The organism is Leifsonia sp. HAY1-4F, assembly GCF_056755275.1.
In genome coordinates this window covers 1-21379 of sequence record NZ_JBNDHX010000024.1, presented here as the reverse complement: position 1 = coordinate 21379, position 21379 = coordinate 1, and the positions used below count along the sequence as shown (strand labels likewise).

Below are 21379 nucleotides of genomic sequence, written 5' to 3'. Positions count from 1 at the left end.
CGACCGGGTCAGGGCGTGGACGACGGAGTCGGCGTGGGTGTGGCGGTCGAGGAGTACTGGTCGCCCTGCGCCTGCAGCACGAAGGCCTTGAAGTCGCTCGCGCTGGTCAAGGGACCCGTGTACGGCTTGCCGTTCACCAGCACCAGCAGAGCGTTGGTCATCTTCTTGACGTCGGAGTTCGGGATGGGGCCGCTCAGCGCGCGGTCGCTCGCCGCAGTCACCCAGCTGGTGAAGCGTCCATCCGCGATGCACGAGTCGATGTCGCTGGTGTTCGTGGCTCCGGCCGCGGCCACCCGCTTCTTCAGGACGTCGTCGCTGAGGCCCGGGCCGCCCTCCGCCGGCTGCTTCTGGAAGAGGGAGGCGTTGAACTTCCAGAAGGCGTCCGGGTTGTAGTTCGCCACGCACGCCGCTGCGTTCGCCGCGCGGAGAGAGTACTTGGTACCCGCGGAGTGACTGGTGTAGATCGCGACCGGGTGCATCTCGACGGTCACGGCGCCGTCCTTCACCAACGGCTCCAGCTGCTTCAGGTTGGTGCGCTGGAAGTCGCCGCACAGCTTGCACAGGTAGTCGGCGTAGATGCGGATATCGACGGTGCTTCCCGATGGGTCGGGCCGGCTGGCGACCGGCGTGGCGTCGGCCGCCAGCGCTGCCGTCGTCTTGACGGCGAGGCCCGAGCCGACGACGACGCCGTCGCTGGCCATGTTGCGCGGACCGGGGACCGTCGGACGGATCGAGCTGACGATGACGATGACGACGATCGCGGCGACGGCGAGGGCGCCGAGCAGGATCCCGCCCGTCAGCAGGAGACGACGACGACGGTCTCGGCGCTGCTGCGACGTGCGAAGCTGGCGAGCCTTCTCCCGGGCGGCCGCGCGGACGTCGCCGGGGCGGCTGTCGTCGGGATCGGTCATGGAACTCATAGTCTGGGCGTACTGCTCTCGGGGTCGAGGGGCCGCGCGGGGGACGCGGCGGGCGGCGCACCTCCGGCGCACACAACCGGGACAGCGTAAACCGGCTGTCTGGGAATCGACCAGACGGTGGCTGGACGCCCCGGGTACATCGCAGGTCCGCCGATGCCATATTATGGCCAGGTGGCATCGACGCCATCGCAACGTCGACCACGTTCATCCATTCACAACGGATCGTCCGGCACGTACCTGCCGGTGAAGGAGAAAAGAAGAAAATGGCGACAGTCACCTACGACAAGGCGACCCGGCTCTACCCGGGATCCACCCGCCCCGCCGTGGACGCACTGGACCTGGAGATCGCAGACGGGGAATTCCTCGTCCTCGTCGGTCCCTCGGGTTGCGGTAAGTCCACCTCGCTCCGCATGCTCGCGGGCCTCGAAGAGGTCAACGACGGCAACATCTTCATCGGAGAGCGCAACGTCACCGATGTGCCGCCGAAGGACCGCGACATCGCGATGGTGTTCCAGAACTACGCGCTGTACCCGCACATGACCGTCGCCGAGAACATGGGCTTCGCGCTCAAGATCGCGGGCGTCGGCAAAGAGGAGCGCGCGAAGCGCGTCCTCGAGGCGGCGAAGCTGCTCGACCTGGAGCCGTATCTCGGCCGCAAGCCGAAGGCCCTCTCCGGTGGTCAGCGTCAGCGTGTCGCCATGGGCCGGGCGATCGTCCGCTCCCCCCAGGTGTTCCTCATGGACGAGCCGCTGTCGAATCTCGACGCCAAGCTCCGCGTGCAGACCCGCACGCAGATCGCGTCGCTGACCCGCCGCCTCGGCGTCACCACCGTCTACGTCACGCACGACCAGACCGAGGCGCTGACCATGGGCGACCGCATCGCGGTGCTCAAGGACGGCGTCCTCCAGCAGGTGGGCACCCCGCGCGACCTGTACGCGCAGCCGAACAATGTCTTCGTCGCCGGCTTCATCGGCAGCCCGGCCATGAACCTGTTCACGGCGGATGTCACCGATGGCGGAGTGCGCTTCGGTTCGGCCGTCGTGCCGGTCGAGCGCGACACGATCGCCAACGCCGGCTCGTCGGTCACGATCGGTGTCCGTCCCGAAGACGTCGTCGTCTCCAACACCGAGGGGACCGGCCTCAAGGTCACGGTCGACCTCGTCGAGGAGCTCGGAGCAGATGGCTACCTGTACGGCCACTCCGAGGTCGAGGGCAAGCGCACCGACATCGTCGGCCGCGTGGACGGCCGCGTTCACCCGAACGCCGGCGACACCGTCTACATCACCCCGAAGCCGGGCCACGTCCACGTCTTCCACGCGGAGTCGGGCGAGCGCCTCGGCGGCGCCGTGGTCGACTGAGCCTTGTCATAGGCTGAGGCCGCAGAGCGGTTCACACTCTGCCGCAGTCCGGATCGGGCTGCGGCAGAGTGGCTTAACGGCCCGCTCGGCAGCCTCAGCGAAAACACCGACCGGAGGACCATCGTGGCCGGATCCGTCAACATCACCGCAGCGACCGTCGACCCGGCGCTCCTCGACCTCCCGTGGAGCATTCCGCTCGAGGACTGGTCGAACGAGCACATCGCCCTCCTGCCGAAGGGCATCAGCCGGCACCTCGTGCGCTTCGCCAACCTGTCCGGCTACGTCATCGCCATCAAGGAGACGACGGCCGAGATGGCGCAGCGCGAGTACGACATGCTCCGCACGCTCCAGCGTCTGGATGTGCCCTGTGTCGACCCGGTCGCGGTGATCAAGAACCGCACGGACGAGGACGGCACGCCGCTCAACGCGGCGCTGGTGACCCGGCACCTGAAGTTCTCACTCCCCTACCGCGCACTGTTCTCGCAGACCCTGCGGCCGGACACGGCCACTCGACTCGCCGATGCTCTCGCCGTGCTCCTGGTGCGCCTGCACATCGTCGGGTTCTTCTGGGGAGATGTGTCGCTGTCCAACACGCTGTTCCGCCGCGATGCCGGGGCGTTCGCGGCCTATCTGGTGGATGCCGAGACCGGCCAGCTGTACGAGGGCGGCCTGTCGAACGGGCAGCGCGAGAACGACCTCGAGATCGCGCGCGTCAACATCGCCGGTGAGCTGATGGATCTCGAAGCGGGCGGCCGTGCGGACGAGGAGCTCGACCCCCTCCGCGTCTCCGAGGGGATCGTCGCCGCCTACCGCTCGCTCTGGAAGGAGCTGACCGGCAGTGAGTCGTTCTCCTCGTCGGAGCGGTGGCGCATCAGCGAGCGTGTCGAGCGGCTCAACGAGCTGGGCTTCGACATCGAGGAACTGGCGATCAAGACGTCGGAGGAGGGCACGAAGGTGCGCATCCAGCCGAAGGTCGTGGATGCCGGTCACCATCAGCGCCGCCTGCTCCGCCTCACGGGACTGGATACGGGAGAGAACCAGGCGCGCCGCCTGCTCAACGACCTGGACTCCTATGCCGCGACCGTGGGCAAGGAAGGCCTGGACGAGGAGGCGATGGCCCACGAGTGGCTGCTGCGCGTCTTCGAGCCGGTCATCCGCTCCATCCCGGCCGACCTGAAGGGCAAGCTGGAGCCGGCCGAGGTCTTCCACCAGCTGCTGGAGCACCGCTGGTTCATGTCGCAGAACGAGGGACGGGATGTTCCCCTCGCGGAGGCGCTCACGTCGTACATCAACGACATCCTCCGGCACCGCCGAGACGAGGCGACGGTGATCGCCCCGCCCACCGAGACGATCAGCATCCCGGTGCTGGGCGGGGCGGCCGCGACGAACGACGAGGACGACGACGACGACTGGCGTTCGAAGGTCTGAGGTCCGGCCTCCCGGAGCTCGACGTGCTCCTGTAGCTCGTCGCGCTGCTTAGCTCGTCGCGCTCCCGTACCTGGTCGCTTCGTAGGTCGTGGCGCTGCCCTAGCTCCTGGCGCCGGCGCCGGCCTCCGCCCGGAGCTTGGCGATCTCGTACAGTGTGACGCTCGCGGCGATGCCGGCGTTGAGGGACTCGGTCGCGGCCGTGATCGGGATGGACACGACAGCGTCGCACGTCTCGGTCACCAGTCGCGAGAGGCCTTTGCCCTCGCTTCCGACGACGATCACCACCGGCCGGTCGGCGAACGAGAGGCCGGGGAGAGCGACGTCGCCGCCGCCGTCGAGGCCGAGGACGAACACTCCGGCCTTCTTGAAGTCCTTCAGCGTCTGCGTCAGATTCGCCGCCATGGCGACCGGGGTGCGCGCTGCTGCGCCCGCCGAGGTCTTCCAGGCCGACGCCGTCATGCCGACCGAGCGCCGTTGCGGAACAATGACGCCCTGGCCGCCGAACGCCGCGGTGGACCGGATGATCGCCCCGAGGTTGCGGGGGTCCGTGATCCCGTCGAGGGCGACGAACAGCGGCGTCTGGCCGGTGCGGATCGTCCGGTCGAGCAGTTCTCCGGGGTGCGCGTACTCGTACGGCGGCACCTTGAGGGCGACTCCCTGGTGGACGGCGTCGCGGCCGGCCAGACGGTCGAGCTCCGGGCGCATGACCTCGAGCATCGGCAGTCCGCGCCGGGTCGCGATGGAGAGGATCTCCTTCATCCGGTCGTCGAACTCCACCCTGGCCGCGATGTACAGCGTGCTGGCCGGGATGTTGGCGCGCAGTGCCTCCAGAACGGAGTTGCGGCCCGTCACGATTTCGCTCTCGTCGCCGTTCTTGGCGCGACGCGAGGCGCCTGAGGCTCCGCGCGGAGCCGCATCCCGTCCCCCGCGCTGGGCCGCTTTGGCTGCCGCCCGCTCGCGCAGGGCCTTCGCCTTGCCCGCGGGATGGTAGTCCCGGTCCTCCGCCTTCGGCGTCGGGCCGCGGCCCTCCAGTGCCTTGCGACCGTGGCCCCCGGTGCCGACCTGGGCGCCCTTCTTGCTCTTGCGTACCGCGCCGGCGCGCGGCTTTCCACCCGAGTTCTTCATGATCCGATGCTCCAATGCGACCCCGTCGGGGTGTCTTCGATGGTGATTCCTGCCGCCGTCAGCTCGTCGCGGATGCGATCGGCTGCGGCGAAGTCACGCGCGGCCCTGGCGTCCTGCCGGTCGGCGAGGAGGCGGTCGATCAGCTCGCCGAGCGCCGACTCGACGACGGTCGAGCCGCCGCTGCGCCACTGCGGCGACAGCGGGTTGATGCCGAGGACCTCCGTCATCGCGAGCGCGTGCCCGCGAGCGGTGGCCGCCGCCTCCAAGTCTTCCGCATCCAGTGCCGCATTGCCTGAGCGTACGGTGTCGTGGAGGACCGCGAGCGCCTGAGGGACAGCGAGATCGTCGTCCATCGCCTCGGCGAACGCGTCGGGCACGACCTCGACGCCGTGCCCGGCGAAGCGCGTGCCGGACAGGCGGCGTTCCACCCGCTCGAAGAAGCCGGCGATCCGGTCGAGCGCCGCCTCGGCCTCGCTGAGCGACCCGTCGTGGAAGTCGATGGTCGAGCGGTAGTGCGCCGAGCCGAGGTAGTAGCGCACCACGAGCGGACGGGCCGCGCCGAGCAGGTCGGCGGCGTACACCGAGTTGCCGAGCGACTTGCTCATCTTCTGGCCGTTGACGTGGACCAGGCCGTTGTGCACCCAGTAGTTGGCGAACGGGTCACCGGCGGCCGTCGACTGGGCCACCTCGTTCTCGTGGTGCGGGAAACGCAGGTCGAGCCCGCCCCCGTGGATGTCGAAGTGCGGTCCGAGGTACTTCCGCGACATCGCGGAGCACTCGATGTGCCACCCCGGCCGTCCTGCTCCCCAGGGCGACGGGAACGCGGCGGACTGCGGCTCGTCCGCCTTCCGCCCCTTCCACAGTGCGAAGTCGCGCGGATCGTGCTTGGCGCGAGGATCGGCGTCGGCTGCCGCCTCCATGTTGTCGATGCTCTGGCGGGTCAGCTCGCCGTACGACGGCCAGCTCTTGACGTCGAAGTACACGTCACCGGAACCGTCCGGCGCAGCGTATGCGTGACCCGACTCGATGAGTCGCCCGATCAGTTCCTGCATTTCGGGGATGCTCGCCGTCGCGCGCGGCTCGTAGGTCGGCGGCTGGATGCCGAGCGCGCGATAGGCGTCGGTGAACTCCAGCTCGAAACGGTACGCGAGCGCCCACCACTGCTCACTTCCGCCCTCTTCGAGTCCCGCGGCCGCGTTGACCAGGATCTTGTCGTCGATGTCGGTGACGTTGCGCACGAGTGTCACGTCGAATCCGCGGTACGCGAGCCAGCGACGCAGCTGGTCGTACACCAGGGCCGAACGCAGGTGGCCGATGTGCGGTGACGACTGAACCGTCGGCCCGCACACGTAGATGCCGATCTCGCCCTCGCGGAGGGGGACGAAGTCGCGCAGAGCGCCGGCTTTCGTGTCGAAGAGTCGCAGGGTCACGGCATAAGCCTACGGGCCGCCTCCTCGTCGACGCGCCGCATGTCGAACATGTGGATCAGTCCCCAGCACGCCGGGCTGTGGACGGAATCAGCTGAACAGGAGGGCCGTCGCCTGCGCCAGGACGCCCTCGCCCCTCCCGGTGAAGCCCAGGCCGTCCGTCGTGGTGGCGCCGATCGACACGGGTGCACCGAGGATCGCCGACAGCCGCTCCTGAGCCTCGGCCCGCCGCGGGGCGAACTTCGGACGGTTCCCGACCAGCTGCACGGCGACGTTGCCGATCCGGAAACCGGCCTCCTCCACCAGCCGGCGCGCCTCGGCCAGGAAGACCTCGCCATGCGCGCCGGAGAACCGCGGGTCGCCCGTCCCGAAGACACCACCGATGTCGCCGAGGCCCGCGGCGGACAGCAGGGCGTCGACGATCGCGTGGGCGACCGCGTCCCCGTCGCTGTGCCCGGCGAGTCCCGGCTCGCCCGGCCAATGGAGTCCGGCAAGCCACAGCTCGGCGGCGGGATCGAAGGCATGTGTGTCGCTCCCCGTCCCGATCCGCGGCACGGCGGAATCGGCGAGCAGCTCTTCGGCCAGCCGCAGGTCCCAGGGGGTCGTCACCTTGAACGCGTGCGCGTCGCCGGCCACGACATCCACCCGGAATCCGGCCGCCGCCACGAGGCCCGCGTCGTCGGTCTCCTCGCTCTCGGCGAGCGCGTAGGCGGTCAGCAGTTGCTCGCGGGGGAACCCCTGCGGGGTCTGCACCGCCGAGAGGATGCTCCGGTCGACCGTCTCGTGCACCGCGCCGTCGGTGCCGACCCGCTTCACGGTGTCGGCGACGGGCAGCCCCGGCACCACGCCGTATCCCCGTTCCCGCACGGCATCCACGACCGCGTCGAACAGCGCGGACGGCGCCAGCGCGCGGGCGGCGTCGTGCACGAGGACCACCTCGGCCTGCGCATCCACCATCGACAGCCCCTCCGCCACGGAGGCCTGCCGTGTCGCGCCGCCGGCGACGACGGTCACGGGCCTCCCCGCTGCCCGCTGCGCCAGCTCGGCTGCCTCGTCCACACGGTCCGCCGGAACGACGACGATGGCCTCGGCCGGGTACCGCATTCCGCGAACGGCATGGAGCGACCTCTCCAGCAGGGTCACTCCGCGGAGCGTCACGAACGCCTTCGGCACATCGGCGCCCAGGCGGGTCCCCGAGCCGGCGGCGACGATGACGACCGCGACGCGCGGTCCGGTGATGCTGTCCACGCGACGAGCGTACCGGGCCGGGCCCGGCGTCGCGGCGATGCCGCCTGGCCGTGCCTCCCGGAGACGCCGACCGGCTGCGCCGATCAGCCGCGTCGCCCGGCAACGAGAACGGCCCCGCCGCACTGTGCGTCGGGCACAGGGCGGCAGGGCCGTGAATTCGTCGGAAGCGGCCTTAGGAGGCCAGCACCTCATCCAGCAACGTCGAAGCCTTCTCGTCGTCCGTCTTCTCGGCGAGCGCGAGCTCGGAGATCAGGATCTGACGGGCCTTCGCGAGCATGCGCTTCTCGCCCGCGGAGAGCCCCCGGTCCTGGTCCCGGCGCCACAGGTCGCGGACGACCTCGGAGACCTTGATCACGTCGCCGGAGGCCAGCTTCTCGAGATTGGCCTTGTAGCGGCGCGACCAGTTCGTCGGCTCCTCGGTGAACGGGGCTCGCAGCACCTCGAAGACGCGGTCGAGACCTTCTTTGCCGATGACATCGCGTACACCGACGAGATCGACGTTCTCGGCGGGGACCTCGATGGTCAGGTCGCCCTGCGTCACGTTGAGCTTGAGGTACAGCTTCTCTTCACCCTTGATGATTCTCTTCTTGACTTCGGTGATCGTTGCGGCACCGTGGTGCGGATAGACGACGGTCTCGCCAACCTCGAAAAGCATAGATTTGTTGTCCCTTCAGCAATGAATAGGATACCACACGAGGCACATGCTAAGGTTCGCCCTCACGCCTCCAGCGGGCCCGGACACCCCTTCTCCATACGATAGAGTTGCAGGGAAAAACCACCGGGAGGGTCATCCGTGAAAGCTCGAGTCGCGACGTCCGTCGCCCTCGCCCTGGCCGTCGCGTTCGGCACCGCGGGATGCGGTTTCATCGCCCCGCAGGCCACCACCAAGCACTACGACGCGAGCGACGGCGTCGGCGGAAGTGTCGGATCGATCGACATCCGCGACGCGATGATCATCACCGACGCGAAGAACGGCACGGTCGGCAACCTCGTCCTCACGCTCGTCAACACGGGTTCGGCGAGCGAGCAGGTCGCGATCAGCGCCGGCGACGGCAGTTCCAGCGCCGCCCACGTGACGGTCGGCCCCGGCCAGATCACGCAGCTCGGCCAGAACCCGGAGGATGGGGGGCCGCACAACGTTCTCATTCCGGAGTTCAGCACCAAACCAGGCGGCCTGTACAAGGTGTACTTCCAGTACGGCGACCAGACCGGCGTGAACCTCACGGTTCCGGTCCTCGACGGCCGGCTCCCCGAGTACTCGAACCTGGTGCCGCCGACGATCCTGCCGGCCGCCCGCTAGGCGTTGAAGCGGTAGCCGAGCCCGCGGACGGTCACCAGCATCTGCGGCTCGGACGGGCTCTCCTCGATGCGTGAGCGGATGCGCTTGATGTGTACATCCAGCGTCTTCGTGTCGCCGAAGTAGTCGCTCCCCCACACCCGGTCGATCAGCTGCCCGCGCGTGAGAACGCGGCCGGCGTTGCGGAGGAGCAGCTCGAGCAGCTCGAATTCCTTCAGCGGCATGGAGATCTCCTGGCCGTTGACGGCGACGGTGTGGCGATCCACATCCATCCGGACAGTGCCCGCCTCCAGCACGCCGTCATCCTGCAACTCCTCTTCCTCCACGCGTCGGCGCAGAACCGCACGGATGCGGGCGAGCAGCTCGCGCGACGAGTAGGGCTTCGTCACGTAGTCGTCGGCTCCGAGCTCGAGCCCGACCACGATGTCCACTTCGGAGTCCTTCGCCGTCAGCATGATGATCGGAACGTTCGAACGGGTGCGGATCTCCCGGCACACCTCGGTGCCCGGAATGCCCGGCAGCATCAGGTCCAGCAGGATCAGGTCGGCGCCGTCACGGTCGAACGCGGCGATCGCGCCCGGTCCTTCCTCCGCCACCTGGATCTCGTACCCTTCGCGTCTCAGCAGGTAGGCGAGCGGCTCGCTGAGCGCCGCTTCATCCTCGACGAGCAGGATCGATGTCACTGGTGGTCTCCTATCGGGGGTCGGACAGTGGAGGCTTCCGGCAGCCGGATCGTGAACGTGGAGCCGCGACCCGGTTGCGACCAGACCCGCACCTCGCCGCCGTGGTTCTGCACGGCGTGCTTCACGATGGAGAGTCCGAGCCCGGTGCCTCCGGTGTTGCGCGAGCGCGCCTGGTCGACACGGAAGAAGCGCTCGAACACACGGTCCAGATCCTCCTCCGGGATTCCCTCGCCCTGATCGGTCACGGCGATCTCGACGACGCCGCCGGAATTGCGGACACCGATGCCGATCCGCGAGTCGTCCGGCGAGTACTGGATCGCGTTCGAGATCAGGTTGTGCACGGCGGTCACCAGGAGGGTCTCGTTGCCGAGGACCTGGGCCTGCTTGTCGCCGCGCATCGCGATCTCGATGTTCCGGGTCTCGGCAGCCACCTTGTTCTGGTCGATCGCGGCCCGCACCACCTTGCTGGCGGAGAGCTCCACGGCGGTGCCCAGGGCATCCGTCGCCTGCAGCCTGCTGAGCTCGATGATGTCCTGCGTGATCCGCGCGAGACGCTGCGCCTCCTCCGACAGCCGCAGTGCGAAGCGCTGCACCTGATCCGGGTCGTCGGAGGCATCGTCGAGCGCCTCTGCCAGCAGGCCGACCGCGCCGATCGGCGTCTTCAGCTCGTGGCTGATGTTCGCCACGAAGTCGCGCCGGACGGCATCCAGTCGGTAGGACTCCGTGCGGTCCTCGGCGAGCAGCAGGATGTAGCGCGAACCGAGCCGTGCAACCCGGACGCTGAGGTGGATGTTCGCGTCGCCGAAGGGACCCCGGGAGAGCTCGCACTCCTCGGTCAGCGATTCGCCCGTGCGCCGGACGCGGTTCACGAGGTCGATGAGGTGCGGGTGCACCAGGGCGCCGTTCCAGACCAGGCCGATCGCATGCGCCCCGGGCGACGCCTTGATCACGTTGTTCGACGGGTCGAGGACGACACCCGCTGACTCCAGGGCGTCGAGCACCTGATCCACACCATCCGGCACGACCGGATTCACCACCTGCGCGGCATGGTCGCCGCGTCGAGCGGCGATGTGTAGGATCCAAACGAAACCGGCGCCGACGGCGAGCCCCAGGCTCAGCGACAGCAGCACCAAACCGGTGGAGTCCATAGCCTCCAGCGTAGGTGATGCCGATGCGCACGCATGGACGCGTCCCGCCCCCGGCCGCGTCTTTTCGCGGGTACGTTAGAGACTGTTCAGCCGCGGGGCACCGTTTGTTAACCTGGCGCGGCGAACATGGAACACAGGGTCAGAAGGCCCGACATCCCGCGTGCCCGCGCACGCCAGGAAGGACCACACCCCATGCGCGAAGTCTTCCAGCAGGAGCTGGCGGAAGTTCAGGACCGCCTCGTCGAGATCGCCGAGCTGGTCGTCCGCTCCATCAAGAACGCGACGCTCGCGTTCAACGATTCGGACGTGTCGCTGGCCGAGGACGTCATCGCCAACGACCACCGGATCGACGAGCTCACGGTGCTGCTCGACGAGCTGTCCATCCAGATCCTGGCACGCCAGCAGCCGGTCGCCCGCGACCTGCGGATCGTGGTGAGCGCACTGCGCATCAGCGCGTCCCTGGAGCGGATGGGCGACATGGCGGAGCACATCGCGCAGCTCGCGCGGTACCGCTTCCCCGACAAGGTCGTGCCGAAGAGCCTCCGTTCGACCTTCGGCGAGATGGGCCGGCTCGACGTGCAGATCGCCCAGAAGCTCGCCGAGCTGCTCCGGACACAGGATCTGCGCCTCGCGGACGAGATCCGCAACGACGACGACGACATCGACGAGCTGCACATCAGCGTCTTCGACAAGGTGCTCGGCGAGACCTGGAAGGGCCAGGCCGTCGACACCGTCGACGCGACCCTCGCCTCGCGCTATCACGAGCGCTTCGCCGACCACGCCGTCTCGATCGCCAAGAAGGTGCAGTACCTGGCCACCGGCGACTGGGCCCCCGAGCTCGCCTCCTGACCTCACCCCTCCCGCCCCACCATCGAGTCCACGAAGATTGCACGTCGACGCGGCGTGTCATGTGCAATCTTTGTGGACTCGACGGTGGGGCGGTCCGCTTCAGGGACGGAGCGGGACGCGGGCGGCGATTCGGCGGAGGCCATGAGGGGCACGGGCCACGACGGAGAGCTCGGCGAGGAGCGCGTGCTCGCCGGGGTGCAGGCGGCCGGTCCGCTGATCCGTCACGTGCGGGCGGTAGCCCTCGCGGAGGTGATGCTGGTCGCGGAGGCTGGCACCCGACGCCTCGAGCGCATCCACGATCGCGATGTGCAGTGAACGCAGTGCGCCGGAGTCACGCAGAACCGTGACGGGCACCGTGCCGTGCACGCCGAAGCGCTCCCGGGCCGCGGCCACAACGGGGATGGGCGGCACACGCGGGATCAGGGCGGCCACGGCCTCCGCATCCGCTTCTGTCTCGAACGGCGGGACGACGGTCACGTGCAACGGCCAATCCGACGCGGGGAACGTGTCCGGAGGCACGTCGTCGCCGCGCCCCGGGAGGAACGCGACGACGACGAACGTGCTGGCCGTGGCTGCCCGTTACTTCTTGCCCTGCGCGGCGACCGCTGCCGCACCCGCGGCGGCCGCTTCGGGGTCGAGGTAGTACGACGGCTCGAGCGGTGCGAAATCCTCACCGAGCTGGTAGACGAGCGGGATGCCGGTCGGGATGTTGAGGCCGGCGATGTCCTCGTCGGAGATCCCGTCGAGGTGCTTCACCAGCGCGCGCAGCGAGTTGCCGTGCGCCGTGACGAGGACCGTCTTGCCCGCCGAGAGGTCGCGCGTGATGTCCGACTCCCAGTAGGGAAGCATCCGGGCGATGACATCCTTCAGGCACTCGGTCCGGGGCACGCCGTCGCCGAGGTCGGCGTAGCGGGCGTCGCCCACCTGCGAGAACGGGCTGTCGTCGGCGATCACCGGCGGCGGGACGTCGAACGAGCGGCGCCACAGCTGGAACTGCTCGGGGCCGTACTTCTCGAGCGTCTCGGCCTTGTCGAGGCCCTGCAGCGCACCGTAGTGACGCTCGTTGAGGCGCCAGGACCGCTGGACGGGAATCCACAGCCGGTCGGACACATCGAGCGCGAAATGGGCGGTCTGGATGGCGCGGCTGAGCACCGAGGTGTGCAGGACGTCCGGCTGGAACCCGGAGTCGCGGAGCAGCTCACCTGCCCGCTTGGCCTCGGCGACGCCGGTCTCGCTGAGACGCACATCGACCCAGCCGGTGAACAGGTTCTTCTCGTTCCACTCGCTGCTGCCGTGGCGCAGGAGGATCAGGGTGTAGGGAGCGGGCATGCTCCCAATCTATCGTGTCGGCCGCATCCGTCCGGCCTGCCGGCGGCGGCTCGCGGCCGGCCCGTCGGCGGCTGGCAGGATGGACGCATGGCTTCGGGCGCAGTCGGCACGGTGACCCGTGGCACGACCAACACGAACCGGCTGCGCCGCGTCGACCGCTGGATCGCTGCGCAGCCCGAGCTGCGTCGCACGCACGACCCGGTCGTCGTCGACCTCGGCTACGGCGCCAGCGGCGTCACGGCGCTCGAATTCCACCAGCGGCTCGCGAAGGCACGCGCCGACGTCGAGGTCGTCGGCCTCGAGATCGAGCCGGGCCGGGTGCGGAGCGCGAACCAGCAGCTGGAGGCGGTGCGGGACGGCCGGACGGGCTTCGGCCCGGCGGCGCGCATCCGCTTCGCACTCGGCGGCTTCGAAGTCCCGCTGCCGGACGGCCGGAGCGCAGCGGTCATCCGCGCCTTCAACGTGCTCCGGCAGTACCGCGAGGTCGAGGTCCCGCATGCCTGGGAGCGGATGCGCTCCCGCCTGCAGCCCCACGGCCTCCTGGTCGAGGGCACCTGCGACGAGATCGGCCGCATCTCCAGCTGGATCGCCCTGGATGCCGCGGGTCCCCGCTCGCTCAGCGTCTCCCTCCGGCTGCGCGGGCTGGATGCGCCCTCGATCGTGGCGGAGCGGCTGCCGAAGGCGCTCATCCACCGCAACGTCCGCGGCGAGCGGGTCCATGCGTTCCTGTCGGAGCTCGACCGGCTCTGGCGCATCCACTCGCCGCTCGCCGCGTACGGGCCGAGTCAGCGCTGGATCGCCGTCGCCCAGGGGATGCGGGATTCCGGATGGCCGGTGCAGGGCGGCCGCAGCCGCTGGCGGCTGGGTGAGCTGACGGTCGGATGGGAGGCGGTCGCGCCGGCGGAGTGACGCCACCGGGCCGAACCCGGAATGCGCGGCACTGGACTGCTGCAGCGGAGTGCGCGACCTCGAGCTACTAGCGGGGAGCCCGGGTCACCGCACCCAGGCGCGGGAGGCGCGGCACGTGCGCTTCCGCACCCGCCTCCGGCGGAACCACGATCTCCTGCGCGGCGGCGACGGCGACACCATCCGCATCCACGGTCAGCGTCGCGTTCGGATCGGCCGACCGCTTCACGACGGCGAGCGCGATCGGTCCCAGCTCGTAGTGCAGAGCCGAGGACGTGACGGCACCCACCTCGCGACCGTCGAGCGAGACGACCGCACCCTTCGTGGGATGCGCGCCCTCCGAGCCGTCGAGGTGCAGCATCACGAGGCGGCGAGGCGGATGGCCGAGGTTGTGCACCTTGGCGACCGTCTCTTGCCCGCGGTAGCAGCCCTTGCTCAGGTGGACGGCGGTGCGCAGCCAGTCGAGTTCGTGCGGGATGGTGCGCTCATCGACCTCGGTCGAGAACCGGGGCCGCCACGCTGCGATGCGCAGGGCATCGGCGGCCAGCGTTCCGGCGGCGGACAGTTCTCCGGCGCGGATACGGGTCACGAGCGACGACAGGGCGTCTCGCGGGATGAGGCGTTCGCTCCACGTCCAGCCGGCGCCGGGATGCTCGCCCTGCGCGTACTGGTGACCGCCCGGCGCCACGGCGCGCCACGGATCGTGCCAGATCAGCGGGATGCCGTTCGGCGCTGCGATCGGCAGTGGCGGATCGCCGAGTGTCCCGATCGTTGCGAAGTCGGCCGTCCTGTCGGCGACCTCGACGCGCAGCATGAACCGCATCGAATCCAGCCAGCCCTGCAGTCCCCCGGCCTCCGGCCGGTCGACCAGGAGCCAGAGCGTGTCGCCGTCGTCGAGCAGGCGCGCGGCGTGCTCGACGTGGCCCGTCACATCCAGGAGCAGGGTCTCCGAGGACTCCCCCGGACGCAGGCCGGCGAGCGCCTGACTCGTCAGCGAATTGAGCCACGTCAGGCGGTCCGGGCCCTGGATCGTCAGCACCGCACGGTCGGAGAGATCGACGATCGCGCCCCGCTCGACCAGTGCCCGCTGTTCGGAGAGCGGGCTCCCGTAGTGGGCCGGCACCCCGAGCCCGTCCGTGTCGACGGCGCCCGGGAGGTCGAGGAACGGCGATGCCCCTGCCGGGGTCGCGCGAGGTACAGCATCCATCGGTCCGCCGCCTTTCAGTCGACCTTGGCGAGGCGCGCGGAGGCGTGCGTCCGCAGTTCGTGGCCGAGGGCGGCGATGTCCCAGGCCCACAGCAGATGGCCCTCGACGAGGCCGTACAGCCGCGTCGCCGCGGTGTACTCCTTCGCGCCGGAGGTGCGTAGCACCGCGTCCGTCGCGAGATCGATGCGGGGACCGGCGACCTGGCCGATGTAGACCTCGTTCACGCCGTCGGGATGGATGATCGACACATCGAGATCGAACGCGCCGTTCGAGTTGCGCAGCGTCTCGACGGACTGCGCCGTGCCGAAGGGGCGCGCGCCGACGCCGGGGAGCATCGCCGGTCCGGCGTCGCCCTCCACTAGCTTCCTGCGCAGCCGCCAGTAGCCGGTCTCCGCGGCGAGCGGCGTGTTCTGCTCGTCGAGGATCCACGAGTTCGCGGAGTAGTTCAGGTAGCCCAGTCCGTCGTGGCTGAAGCTGATCCGCTGGCCGAACTCGAGTTGGGTGTGCTCCTCGTCGATGGCGTAGTCGAGCACACCGGTTCCCTCCCAGACGCCGATGAGCCAGGAGAGTGGAACCAGCTCGGCGGGAAGATCGGTGGGGATCTCGATCATGATCCGGCTGAGGGGCTCAGCGCTGACCGCGGAAGAGGTTGTAGACGACCAGCCCCGAGACACCGAGGATGGCAAGCGTTGCCAGGCCCAGAAGGCCGACGAAGAAGAGTTCGAGAGCGACCAGCATGCGTCCAGTCTAACCAGGGACCGCCGACATCCGTTCGCCTTCAGGCGGCGGCGAAGGCAAGTGCCAGGATGCCGCCGATCAGCCCGAGTACGACGAAGGTCCCGGCGAAGGTGACGGCCAGCCGGTCGATGAAGCCGTCCTTCTGCTGCGTCGCCAGCTGAGCGACGAAAGCGAGCAGCACGCACACGGCGAGCGCGAGAGACAGCCACGACGCATAGGCCGCGGGGCGCGACAGCACACCGATCAGGATGCCGAGCACGAGCGCGACCACCCACACCGAGCCGATGCTCGTCGCCGTCGCCCAGCGCGGCAGCGGCGGCTGCACGGGCCCGGCCGCGGCGGCGGGACCCATCGCGCGGGGTGCAGGGGTGTCGGGTGTCTCGTCGCTCACGCCTCCATTGTGCCCCCAGCGGCCGGGCGGCGCCTGGCTGTGCGCCCTGCGGCAGATGAGCGGCGGAAGGGCGCGCGTGCATTTCCGGTAGCATTGCGCCACGGGTTCCCGAGGGCCGATCGGGTGAGGAGGAATGTGTGGCGCAACTGCTGATCCTCACTTCTGCGCCCAGCTCCCCCGCGCCGTCGTCGGCGCCTAACACCTCCCGCGTCGACTCCGGACCGGGTGCCGAGGTGCTTCCTGCGCTGGCTCTGCTCAGCCACCGCGTCCGTCAGATCCCGGCCGAGCCCGCGTCCCTCATCAACGCGCCCAGCTGCGACCTCATCTTCGTGGATGCACGGCGCGACCTGGCCAGCGCGAAATCGCTCTGCAAGATCCTCACCACGACCGGGGTCACCGTCCCGCTCCTCCTGGTGCTGACCGAGGGCGGGCTCACCGCGGTGAGCGCCGACTGGGGCGCCAGCGATGTCGTACTCGACACGTCGGGCCCGGCCGAAGTGGATGCGCGCATCCGGCTCGCCATCGGCCGCCAGACGCAGGAGCATTCGCAGTCCAAGATCCAGGCCTCCGGGATCACGATCGACGAGGCCAGCTACTCGGCGAAGGCGCACGGTCGCCAGCTCGACCTGACCTTCAAGGAGTTCGAGCTCCTCCGCTTCTTCGCGACGCACCCGTCCCGCGTGTTCACGCGCGAGCAGCTGCTCAGCGAGGTGTGGGGCTACGACTACTTCGGCGGTACGCGCACGGTCGACGTCCACGTGCGGCGGCTGCGCGCGAAGCTGGGCGACCTGGAATCCCTGATCGGCACCGTCCGCAACGTCGGCTACCGGTTCAATGTGTACGAGGACGACAACGACCGCCTTCCCACCTCCGTCCGTTCCTGACCCCGGCGGCGCGGCCGCCACGACGAGCAGCCGTCCATCCACAGTCAGCGTTTATCCACCGTTTACGTGGTGCCTCCTCCGGCAGGTTCCGGCGGTGACATGATGGGTGGATGGATGAGCGCACCACACTCGAGAACGGCCTTCTGGAAACAGGGCTGGGCGGCAGCCTGGGCAGCGATTTCGACGACGACTTCGCCCCGTTCATCTACGAGCCGGACCCGACGCTCCCGGACAACCGCTACCTCGACCGCGAGCTGAGCTGGCTCGCCTTCAACCAGCGCGTGCTGGAGCTCGCAGAGGACCCCCTGCTGCCGGTCCTCGAGCGCGCCAACTTCCTGGCGATCTTCGCGAGCAACCTCGACGAGTTCTTCATGGTCCGGGTCGCCGGCCTGAAGCGCCGGATCGCGACCGGTCTCGCCGTTCCGACCAACGTGGGCCGTGCGCCGCAAGACGTGCTCGCCGACATCTCCGAGAAGGTCCACGAGCTGCAGCTGCGCCATGCCCGGGCCTACCACGACCTCGTGCTGCCCGCGCTGCGGGATGCCGGCATCACGGTGGTGAGGTACGACGAGCTCGACGACGCCGACAAGGTCCAGCTTCGCGAGATCTTCTCGCAGCAGATCTTCCCGGTGCTGATGCCGCTCGCCGTGGATCCGGCGCATCCGTTCCCCTATATCTCCGGGCTCTCGCTCAACCTGTCCGTCAGGGTGCGCAACTCGCGGACCGGCAAGGAGCAGTTCGCCCGCCTCAAGGTTCCGCAGATGCTGCCTCGCTTCGTGCGCATCGACCAGCGCGAGAGCGTCGGCCAGGTGCGGTTCATCACGCTGGAAGACCTCATCGCCAACCACCTCGGCGACCTCTTCCCGGGCATGGAGATCCTCGAGCACCACGTCTTCCGCGTCACCCGGAACGAGGATGTGGAGATCGACGAGGATGAGACGGAGAACCTCATCCAGGCCCTCGAGCGCGAGTTGCTGCGGCGCCGCTTCGGCCCGCCCATCCGTCTCGAGGTCACCGACGACATGGATGCGGTGACCCTCGGGTTGCTGGTGCGCGAACTGGATGTCACCGAGCAGGAGGTCTACCGGCTGCCGGCGCCGCTCGACCTCGGCGGCCTGTTCGACCTCGCGAAGATCGACCGTCCAGACCTGCACTATCCGAACCACGTGCCGACGACGCCCGCACAGCTGATGCCGAGCGAGCCCAACGCCAAACCCGACATCTTCGCCGCCGTCGCCCGGCAGGATGTCCTCGTCCACCACCCCTACGAGTCGTTCGCGACCAGCGTCCAGGCCTTCCTGGAGCAGGCCGCCGCCGATCCGCACGTCCTCGCCATCAAGCAGACGCTCTACCGCACCTCGGGCGACAGCCCCATCGTCGAGGCGCTGATCGACGCGGCCGAATCGGGCAAGCAGGTACTGGCGCTGGTCGAGATCAAGGCGCGGTTCGACGAGCAGAACAACATCTCGTGGGCGCGAAAGCTCGAGAAGGCGGGCGTGCACGTCGTGTACGGGCTGGTCGGACTGAAGACCCACTGCAAGCTGGCCCTGGTGATCCGCGAGGAGAAGGGCGTCCTCAAGCACTACAGCCACATCGGCACGGGAAACTACAACCCGAAGACCTCCCGCATCTACGAAGACCTGGGGTTGCTGACGGCGGACGACCAGGTGGGCAAGGACCTCACCCGTCTCTTCAACGAGCTGTCGGGCTATGCCATCGAGAAGAAGTTCAAGCGCCTGCTCGTCGCACCGCTGCACCTGCGGAAGGGATTGCTGAAGCGCATCGAGACCGAGCGCGCCAACGCCGCCGCCGGGCGACCCTCCGGCATCCGCATCAAGCTCAACTCCATCGTCGACGAGGCGATCATCGACGGCCTCTACCGCGCGAGCCAGGCCGGAGTGCCGGTCGATCTCTGGGTGCGCGGCATCTGCGGCGTCGTGCCCGGCCGCGAAGGCCTGTCGGAGAACATCCGCGTGCGGTCGGTGCTCGGCCGCTACCTCGAGCACTCCCGTGTCTTCTCGTTCCTCAACGGCGGCGAGCCGCAGGTGTACATCGGCAGCGCCGACATGATGCACCGCAACCTCGATCGCCGCGTCGAGGCGCTCGTCCGGCTGACCGACCCCGAGCACCTGCGCGAGCTCGACGATCTGTTCGACCTCGCCTTCGACGACCGCACAGCGACCTGGAAGCTCGATCAGGACGGCGTCTGGACCCGGCATCATCTGGATGAGAACGGCAAGCCGCTGGTCGACCTGCAGAACAAGCTCATCCAGCAGTACAGTCATCGCCCGCGCAGCACCCGCACGGGAACGAGGCGGTGAGTCCGGCCATCTATGCCGCCGGCGCCCTCTGCTGGCGGGTGGTAGAAGACCGCATTGTGGTGCTCGTGGTGCATCGGACGAAGTACGGCGACGTCACCATCCCGAAAGGGAAGGTGGACCCGGGTGAGACGCTCCCGCAGACCGCCGTGCGCGAGATCGAGGAGGAGACGGGGCTGAAGATCGGCCTCGGCGTTCCCCTCGGCGTCTCCACGTACCCGCTCAGCAGCGGGCGGGAGAAGATCGTCCACTACTGGGCGGCAGAGGTCGGCGAGAAGGCGATCGAGCGGTCGACCTTCATCCCGAACAGCGAGATCGCCGCCATCGAATGGGTCACCATCAAGAAGGCCCGGGGCTATCTCACGTACGAACGCGACGTCGAGATCCTCGACACGTTCGATGCATTGGTCCGCCAGGGCATCACATCCACCTTCGCGATCATCGCGCTGCGCCACGGGAAGGCGGCCCCACGCGACCGGTGGGAGGGAAGCGACGCCTCGCGACCGCTCACCGAGCGCGGCGTGAGGCAGTCCGCAGCAGACGTCGCCACGCTTCAGGCATGGCGGCCGAAGCGGATCATCACCAGCGACGCCGTCCGCTGCGTCACGACGGTCGCGCCGCTCGCAGCAGCCACGGGAGTCAAACCGCGCCGCGAGCACGGGATCAGCCAGGATGCCTACGAGGAGGGCCGCGGCGAAGTTCGGGCAGTGGTCGGCAAACGCATCCGCGCACGCAAGACCGCCGTGCTGTGCAGTCACGGACCGGTACTGCCCGAGATCATGCGCGAGGTCGCACTGGCCACCGGGACGATGCCCGGCAGCTACCTCGACGACGCTGCGGATCTCGACACGGGCGGCTTCTCCGTGGTGCACCTCTCGGCCACCAACCCCGCCTCCGGCATCGTCTCCATCGAGACCTATGCGCCGGTGGAGGCGTAGAGCTCCCCTCCCGCTGCGAAGGAGATTCGAACGCACGGCGTTCGGAACTCATTCCGTGCTGCCATCCGAAGGAGATTCGAGACCCGATCTCCTTCGATTCATCGCGGAAAGCGACGTCGCCATGAGCCTGTCCGCGGCGAATCTTCCGTCCTCCATCTTCCACGAACAATGCCTACATTCCATCTATCATCATTGCGTCTGAGATATCACCGGGGTAGTGTGTTTCGGGGATGCCAGTCCGGCATCGCTTCGCACCACCAGAGGACATGAATGACCAGCTCAACGCGCATCCGTTTCGGCGCACTCGCGGCCGCGTCCGCCGTCGTGGCAGGTGGCTTCTTCGCCGCCGTCCCGGCCAACGCCGCCGGTACCACCCTGACCGCCACGAACACCACCTTCACCGTCGGCGACTGGGGCACCGGCCTCGAACTGACCGGTACCGGCTTCACTGCGGACGGGATGGTGACGATCACGCTCGCCAGCTCGCTGAACGGCACCCTCGAGACGACCAGCGCCACGGCGGACGCCGCAGGCGACATCGCCGTCAGCCCCGCCTGGATCCCGACCGTTCCGCTCGCAGCCCTCGCCGCAGGCGAGACGCTCTCCGTCACGGCGACCGACGACGCGAACACCACGCTCACCGCGAGCGTTCCGCTCACGGTCAACGCCGCGGTTCAGGCGCCTGTCCTCGAGCCCAAGGGCATCTCGACCAGCGTCAGCACGATCACGACGGCAGAGTTGGCCGACCCCGGCATCGACGTCCACGCCGCCGGCTACACGCCCGGAGAAGTGGTCACCATCACGGTCGACTACAACGGCTCTGTGCAGACCCTCCAGCCGACTACAGCCGCGGCCGATGGGACGGTCGACTTCACGCTGTTCCTGGAGGCCGGAACAGCCGTTGCCGGCAGCATCACCGTCACCGTTGTCGGCTCCGACTCGGGTGTGAGCAACACGGCGACGGTCGAGGTCACGGGAGATGATGTCCCCGTCGACGGCACCCCTGGGCCGGTCGATCTGGGCTCGACCGAGACGACCACCGCAGCTGTCACCGCAGCTCCTGTCGCCAACCTTCCGGTCGTCAGCGGCTGACTCTCAGCACTCCGGCCGGGGGGGGGGGGGGGGGGGGGGGGGGGGGGGGGGGGGGGGGGGGGGGGGGGGGGGGGGGGGGGGGGGGGGGGGGGG

The 21379-nt window shown here is 69.0% G+C and carries 21 protein-coding genes; 9 read left to right on the top strand and 12 right to left on the bottom strand.

Annotation, left to right across the window (positions count from 1 at the left end; translation table 11 throughout):
* Window positions 1–8: 8 nt before the first annotated feature.
* Window positions 9–911: a DsbA family protein gene (locus ACPYOG_RS07120; protein WP_481293545.1), complete on the bottom strand. Its 903-nt coding sequence runs from the start codon at window positions 909–911 to the stop codon at window positions 9–11.
* A 272-nt stretch (window positions 912–1183) separates the two neighbouring features.
* Between ACPYOG_RS07120 and ACPYOG_RS07115 the strand changes: the two genes are divergently transcribed.
* Both ACPYOG_RS07115 and ACPYOG_RS07110 read left to right on the top strand, forming a co-directional pair.
* Window positions 1184–2278: an ABC transporter ATP-binding protein gene (locus ACPYOG_RS07115; protein ID WP_090040822.1), complete on the top strand. Its 1095-nt coding sequence runs from the start codon at window positions 1184–1186 to the stop codon at window positions 2276–2278.
* Between the two features lie 123 nt (window positions 2279–2401).
* Complete coding sequence (locus ACPYOG_RS07110; protein ID WP_481293544.1) at window positions 2402–3706, top strand: DUF4032 domain-containing protein; 1305 nt, start codon at window positions 2402–2404, stop codon at window positions 3704–3706.
* Between the two features lie 99 nt (window positions 3707–3805).
* Here the strand turns inward: ACPYOG_RS07110 and rlmB are convergent, their stop codons facing one another.
* The 4 genes from rlmB to ACPYOG_RS07090 form a co-directional block, all read right to left on the bottom strand.
* Window positions 3806–4831, bottom strand: a complete 1026-nt coding sequence (gene rlmB, locus ACPYOG_RS07105; protein ID WP_481293543.1) for a 23S rRNA (guanosine(2251)-2'-O)-methyltransferase RlmB — start codon at window positions 4829–4831, stop codon at window positions 3806–3808.
* The gene (cysS, locus tag ACPYOG_RS07100; RefSeq protein ID WP_481293542.1) at window positions 4828–6261 is read right to left on the bottom strand and encodes a cysteine--tRNA ligase; all 1434 of its coding nucleotides are present in this window, start codon (window positions 6259–6261) and stop codon (window positions 4828–4830) included. The genes rlmB and cysS overlap by 4 nt, the downstream gene beginning before the upstream one ends.
* A gap of 87 nt (window positions 6262–6348) precedes the next feature.
* A complete protein-coding gene (gene ispD, locus ACPYOG_RS07095; protein ID WP_481293541.1) occupies window positions 6349–7506 on the bottom strand; it encodes a 2-C-methyl-D-erythritol 4-phosphate cytidylyltransferase in 1158 nt (385 codons plus the stop codon).
* 172 nt (window positions 7507–7678) lie between these two features.
* Window positions 7679–8161, bottom strand: coding sequence for a CarD family transcriptional regulator (locus ACPYOG_RS07090; RefSeq protein WP_090040831.1), 483 nt, complete (start codon window positions 8159–8161; stop codon window positions 7679–7681).
* 138 nt (window positions 8162–8299) lie between these two features.
* Between ACPYOG_RS07090 and ACPYOG_RS07085 the strand changes: the two genes are divergently transcribed.
* Complete coding sequence (locus tag ACPYOG_RS07085; RefSeq protein ID WP_481293540.1) at window positions 8300–8806, top strand: hypothetical protein; 507 nt, start codon at window positions 8300–8302, stop codon at window positions 8804–8806.
* On the opposite strand, the gene ACPYOG_RS07080 is transcribed toward ACPYOG_RS07085, so the two are convergent.
* Together ACPYOG_RS07080 and ACPYOG_RS07075 are read right to left on the bottom strand one after the other, a co-directional pair.
* On the bottom strand, window positions 8803–9486 hold the full coding sequence (locus ACPYOG_RS07080) for a response regulator (RefSeq protein WP_481293539.1): 684 nt from the start codon (window positions 9484–9486) through the stop codon (window positions 8803–8805). The two genes, ACPYOG_RS07085 and ACPYOG_RS07080, sit on opposite strands and share 4 nt — an antisense overlap.
* Window positions 9483–10634 carry a sensor histidine kinase gene (locus ACPYOG_RS07075; RefSeq protein WP_481293538.1) on the bottom strand — a complete coding sequence of 384 codons (1152 nt, stop codon included), beginning with the start codon at window positions 10632–10634 and terminating at the stop codon, window positions 9483–9485. The genes ACPYOG_RS07080 and ACPYOG_RS07075 overlap by 4 nt, the downstream gene beginning before the upstream one ends.
* A 192-nt stretch (window positions 10635–10826) precedes the next feature.
* On the opposite strand from ACPYOG_RS07075, the gene phoU reads away from it, so the two are divergent.
* On the top strand, window positions 10827–11483 hold the full coding sequence (phoU, locus tag ACPYOG_RS07070; RefSeq protein ID WP_090040837.1) for a phosphate signaling complex protein PhoU: 657 nt from the start codon (window positions 10827–10829) through the stop codon (window positions 11481–11483).
* A 99-nt stretch (window positions 11484–11582) separates the two neighbouring features.
* Here phoU and ACPYOG_RS07065 read toward each other — a convergent pair whose 3' ends face one another.
* Entirely contained in the window at window positions 11583–12002 is a 420-nt protein-coding gene (locus ACPYOG_RS07065; protein ID WP_481293537.1) for a 2'-5' RNA ligase family protein, read from the bottom strand.
* A gap of 60 nt (window positions 12003–12062) precedes the next feature.
* Window positions 12063–12812 carry a phosphoglyceromutase gene (locus ACPYOG_RS07060; RefSeq protein WP_481293536.1) on the bottom strand — a complete coding sequence of 250 codons (750 nt, stop codon included), beginning with the start codon at window positions 12810–12812 and terminating at the stop codon, window positions 12063–12065.
* Window positions 12813–12899: 87 nt separating this feature from the next.
* On the opposite strand from ACPYOG_RS07060, the gene ACPYOG_RS07055 reads away from it, so the two are divergent.
* Window positions 12900–13721: a class I SAM-dependent methyltransferase gene (locus tag ACPYOG_RS07055; protein ID WP_481293535.1), complete on the top strand. Its 822-nt coding sequence runs from the start codon at window positions 12900–12902 to the stop codon at window positions 13719–13721.
* Between the two features lie 67 nt (window positions 13722–13788).
* On the opposite strand, the gene ygfZ is transcribed toward ACPYOG_RS07055, so the two are convergent.
* From ygfZ to ACPYOG_RS07040, 3 genes are all read right to left on the bottom strand, one after another.
* Entirely contained in the window at window positions 13789–14925 is a 1137-nt protein-coding gene (gene ygfZ / locus ACPYOG_RS07050) for a CAF17-like 4Fe-4S cluster assembly/insertion protein YgfZ (protein ID WP_481293534.1), read from the bottom strand.
* Window positions 14926–14939: 14 nt separating this feature from the next.
* Window positions 14940–15536, bottom strand: coding sequence for a nitrobindin family protein (locus tag ACPYOG_RS07045; RefSeq protein ID WP_481293533.1), 597 nt, complete (start codon window positions 15534–15536; stop codon window positions 14940–14942).
* Between the two features lie 167 nt (window positions 15537–15703).
* The gene (locus tag ACPYOG_RS07040; protein WP_481293532.1) at window positions 15704–16054 is read right to left on the bottom strand and encodes a hypothetical protein; all 351 of its coding nucleotides are present in this window, start codon (window positions 16052–16054) and stop codon (window positions 15704–15706) included.
* A 137-nt stretch (window positions 16055–16191) separates the two neighbouring features.
* Between ACPYOG_RS07040 and ACPYOG_RS07035 the strand changes: the two genes are divergently transcribed.
* The 4 genes from ACPYOG_RS07035 to ACPYOG_RS07020 all read left to right on the top strand — a co-directional run bounded on the left by ACPYOG_RS07035 (window position 16192) and on the right by ACPYOG_RS07020 (window position 21286).
* On the top strand, window positions 16192–16938 hold the full coding sequence (locus ACPYOG_RS07035) for a response regulator transcription factor (protein ID WP_481293531.1): 747 nt from the start codon (window positions 16192–16194) through the stop codon (window positions 16936–16938).
* Window positions 16939–17048: 110 nt separating this feature from the next.
* Window positions 17049–19259, top strand: coding sequence for an RNA degradosome polyphosphate kinase (locus ACPYOG_RS07030; RefSeq protein WP_481293530.1), 2211 nt, complete (start codon window positions 17049–17051; stop codon window positions 19257–19259).
* Window positions 19256–20194, top strand: coding sequence for an NUDIX hydrolase (locus ACPYOG_RS07025; protein ID WP_481293529.1), 939 nt, complete (start codon window positions 19256–19258; stop codon window positions 20192–20194). Before ACPYOG_RS07030 ends, ACPYOG_RS07025 begins: the two co-directional genes overlap by 4 nt.
* Before the next feature lie 270 nt (window positions 20195–20464).
* A complete protein-coding gene (locus ACPYOG_RS07020; RefSeq protein ID WP_481293528.1) occupies window positions 20465–21286 on the top strand; it encodes a hypothetical protein in 822 nt (273 codons plus the stop codon).
* Window positions 21287–21379 lie beyond the last annotated feature (93 nt).

What these genes read in the sequence shown, in the direction of transcription:
- phoU (WP_090040837.1), top strand. Translation starts at nt 10,827, where the DNA reads ATGCGCGAAGTCTTCCAGCAGGAGCTGGCGGAAGTTCAGGACCGCCTC.
- ACPYOG_RS07115 (WP_090040822.1), top strand. Translation starts at nt 1,184, where the DNA reads ATGGCGACAGTCACCTACGACAAGGCGACCCGGCTCTACCCGGGATCC.
- ACPYOG_RS07075 (WP_481293538.1), bottom strand. Translation starts at nt 10,634, where the DNA reads ATGGACTCCACCGGTTTGGTGCTGCTGTCGCTGAGCCTGGGGCTCGCC.
- ACPYOG_RS07060 (WP_481293536.1), bottom strand. Translation starts at nt 12,812, where the DNA reads ATGCCCGCTCCCTACACCCTGATCCTCCTGCGCCACGGCAGCAGCGAG.
- ACPYOG_RS07020 (WP_481293528.1), top strand. Translation starts at nt 20,465, where the DNA reads ATGACCAGCTCAACGCGCATCCGTTTCGGCGCACTCGCGGCCGCGTCC.
- ACPYOG_RS07030 (WP_481293530.1), top strand. Translation starts at nt 17,049, where the DNA reads ATGGATGAGCGCACCACACTCGAGAACGGCCTTCTGGAAACAGGGCTG.
- ygfZ (WP_481293534.1), bottom strand. Translation starts at nt 14,925, where the DNA reads ATGGATGCTGTACCTCGCGCGACCCCGGCAGGGGCATCGCCGTTCCTC.
- ACPYOG_RS07045 (WP_481293533.1), bottom strand. Translation starts at nt 15,536, where the DNA reads ATGATCGAGATCCCCACCGATCTTCCCGCCGAGCTGGTTCCACTCTCC.
- ACPYOG_RS07120 (WP_481293545.1), bottom strand. Translation starts at nt 911, where the DNA reads ATGACCGATCCCGACGACAGCCGCCCCGGCGACGTCCGCGCGGCCGCC.
- ACPYOG_RS07090 (WP_090040831.1), bottom strand. Translation starts at nt 8,161, where the DNA reads ATGCTTTTCGAGGTTGGCGAGACCGTCGTCTATCCGCACCACGGTGCC.
- ACPYOG_RS07055 (WP_481293535.1), top strand. Translation starts at nt 12,900, where the DNA reads ATGGCTTCGGGCGCAGTCGGCACGGTGACCCGTGGCACGACCAACACG.
- rlmB (WP_481293543.1), bottom strand. Translation starts at nt 4,831, where the DNA reads ATGAAGAACTCGGGTGGAAAGCCGCGCGCCGGCGCGGTACGCAAGAGC.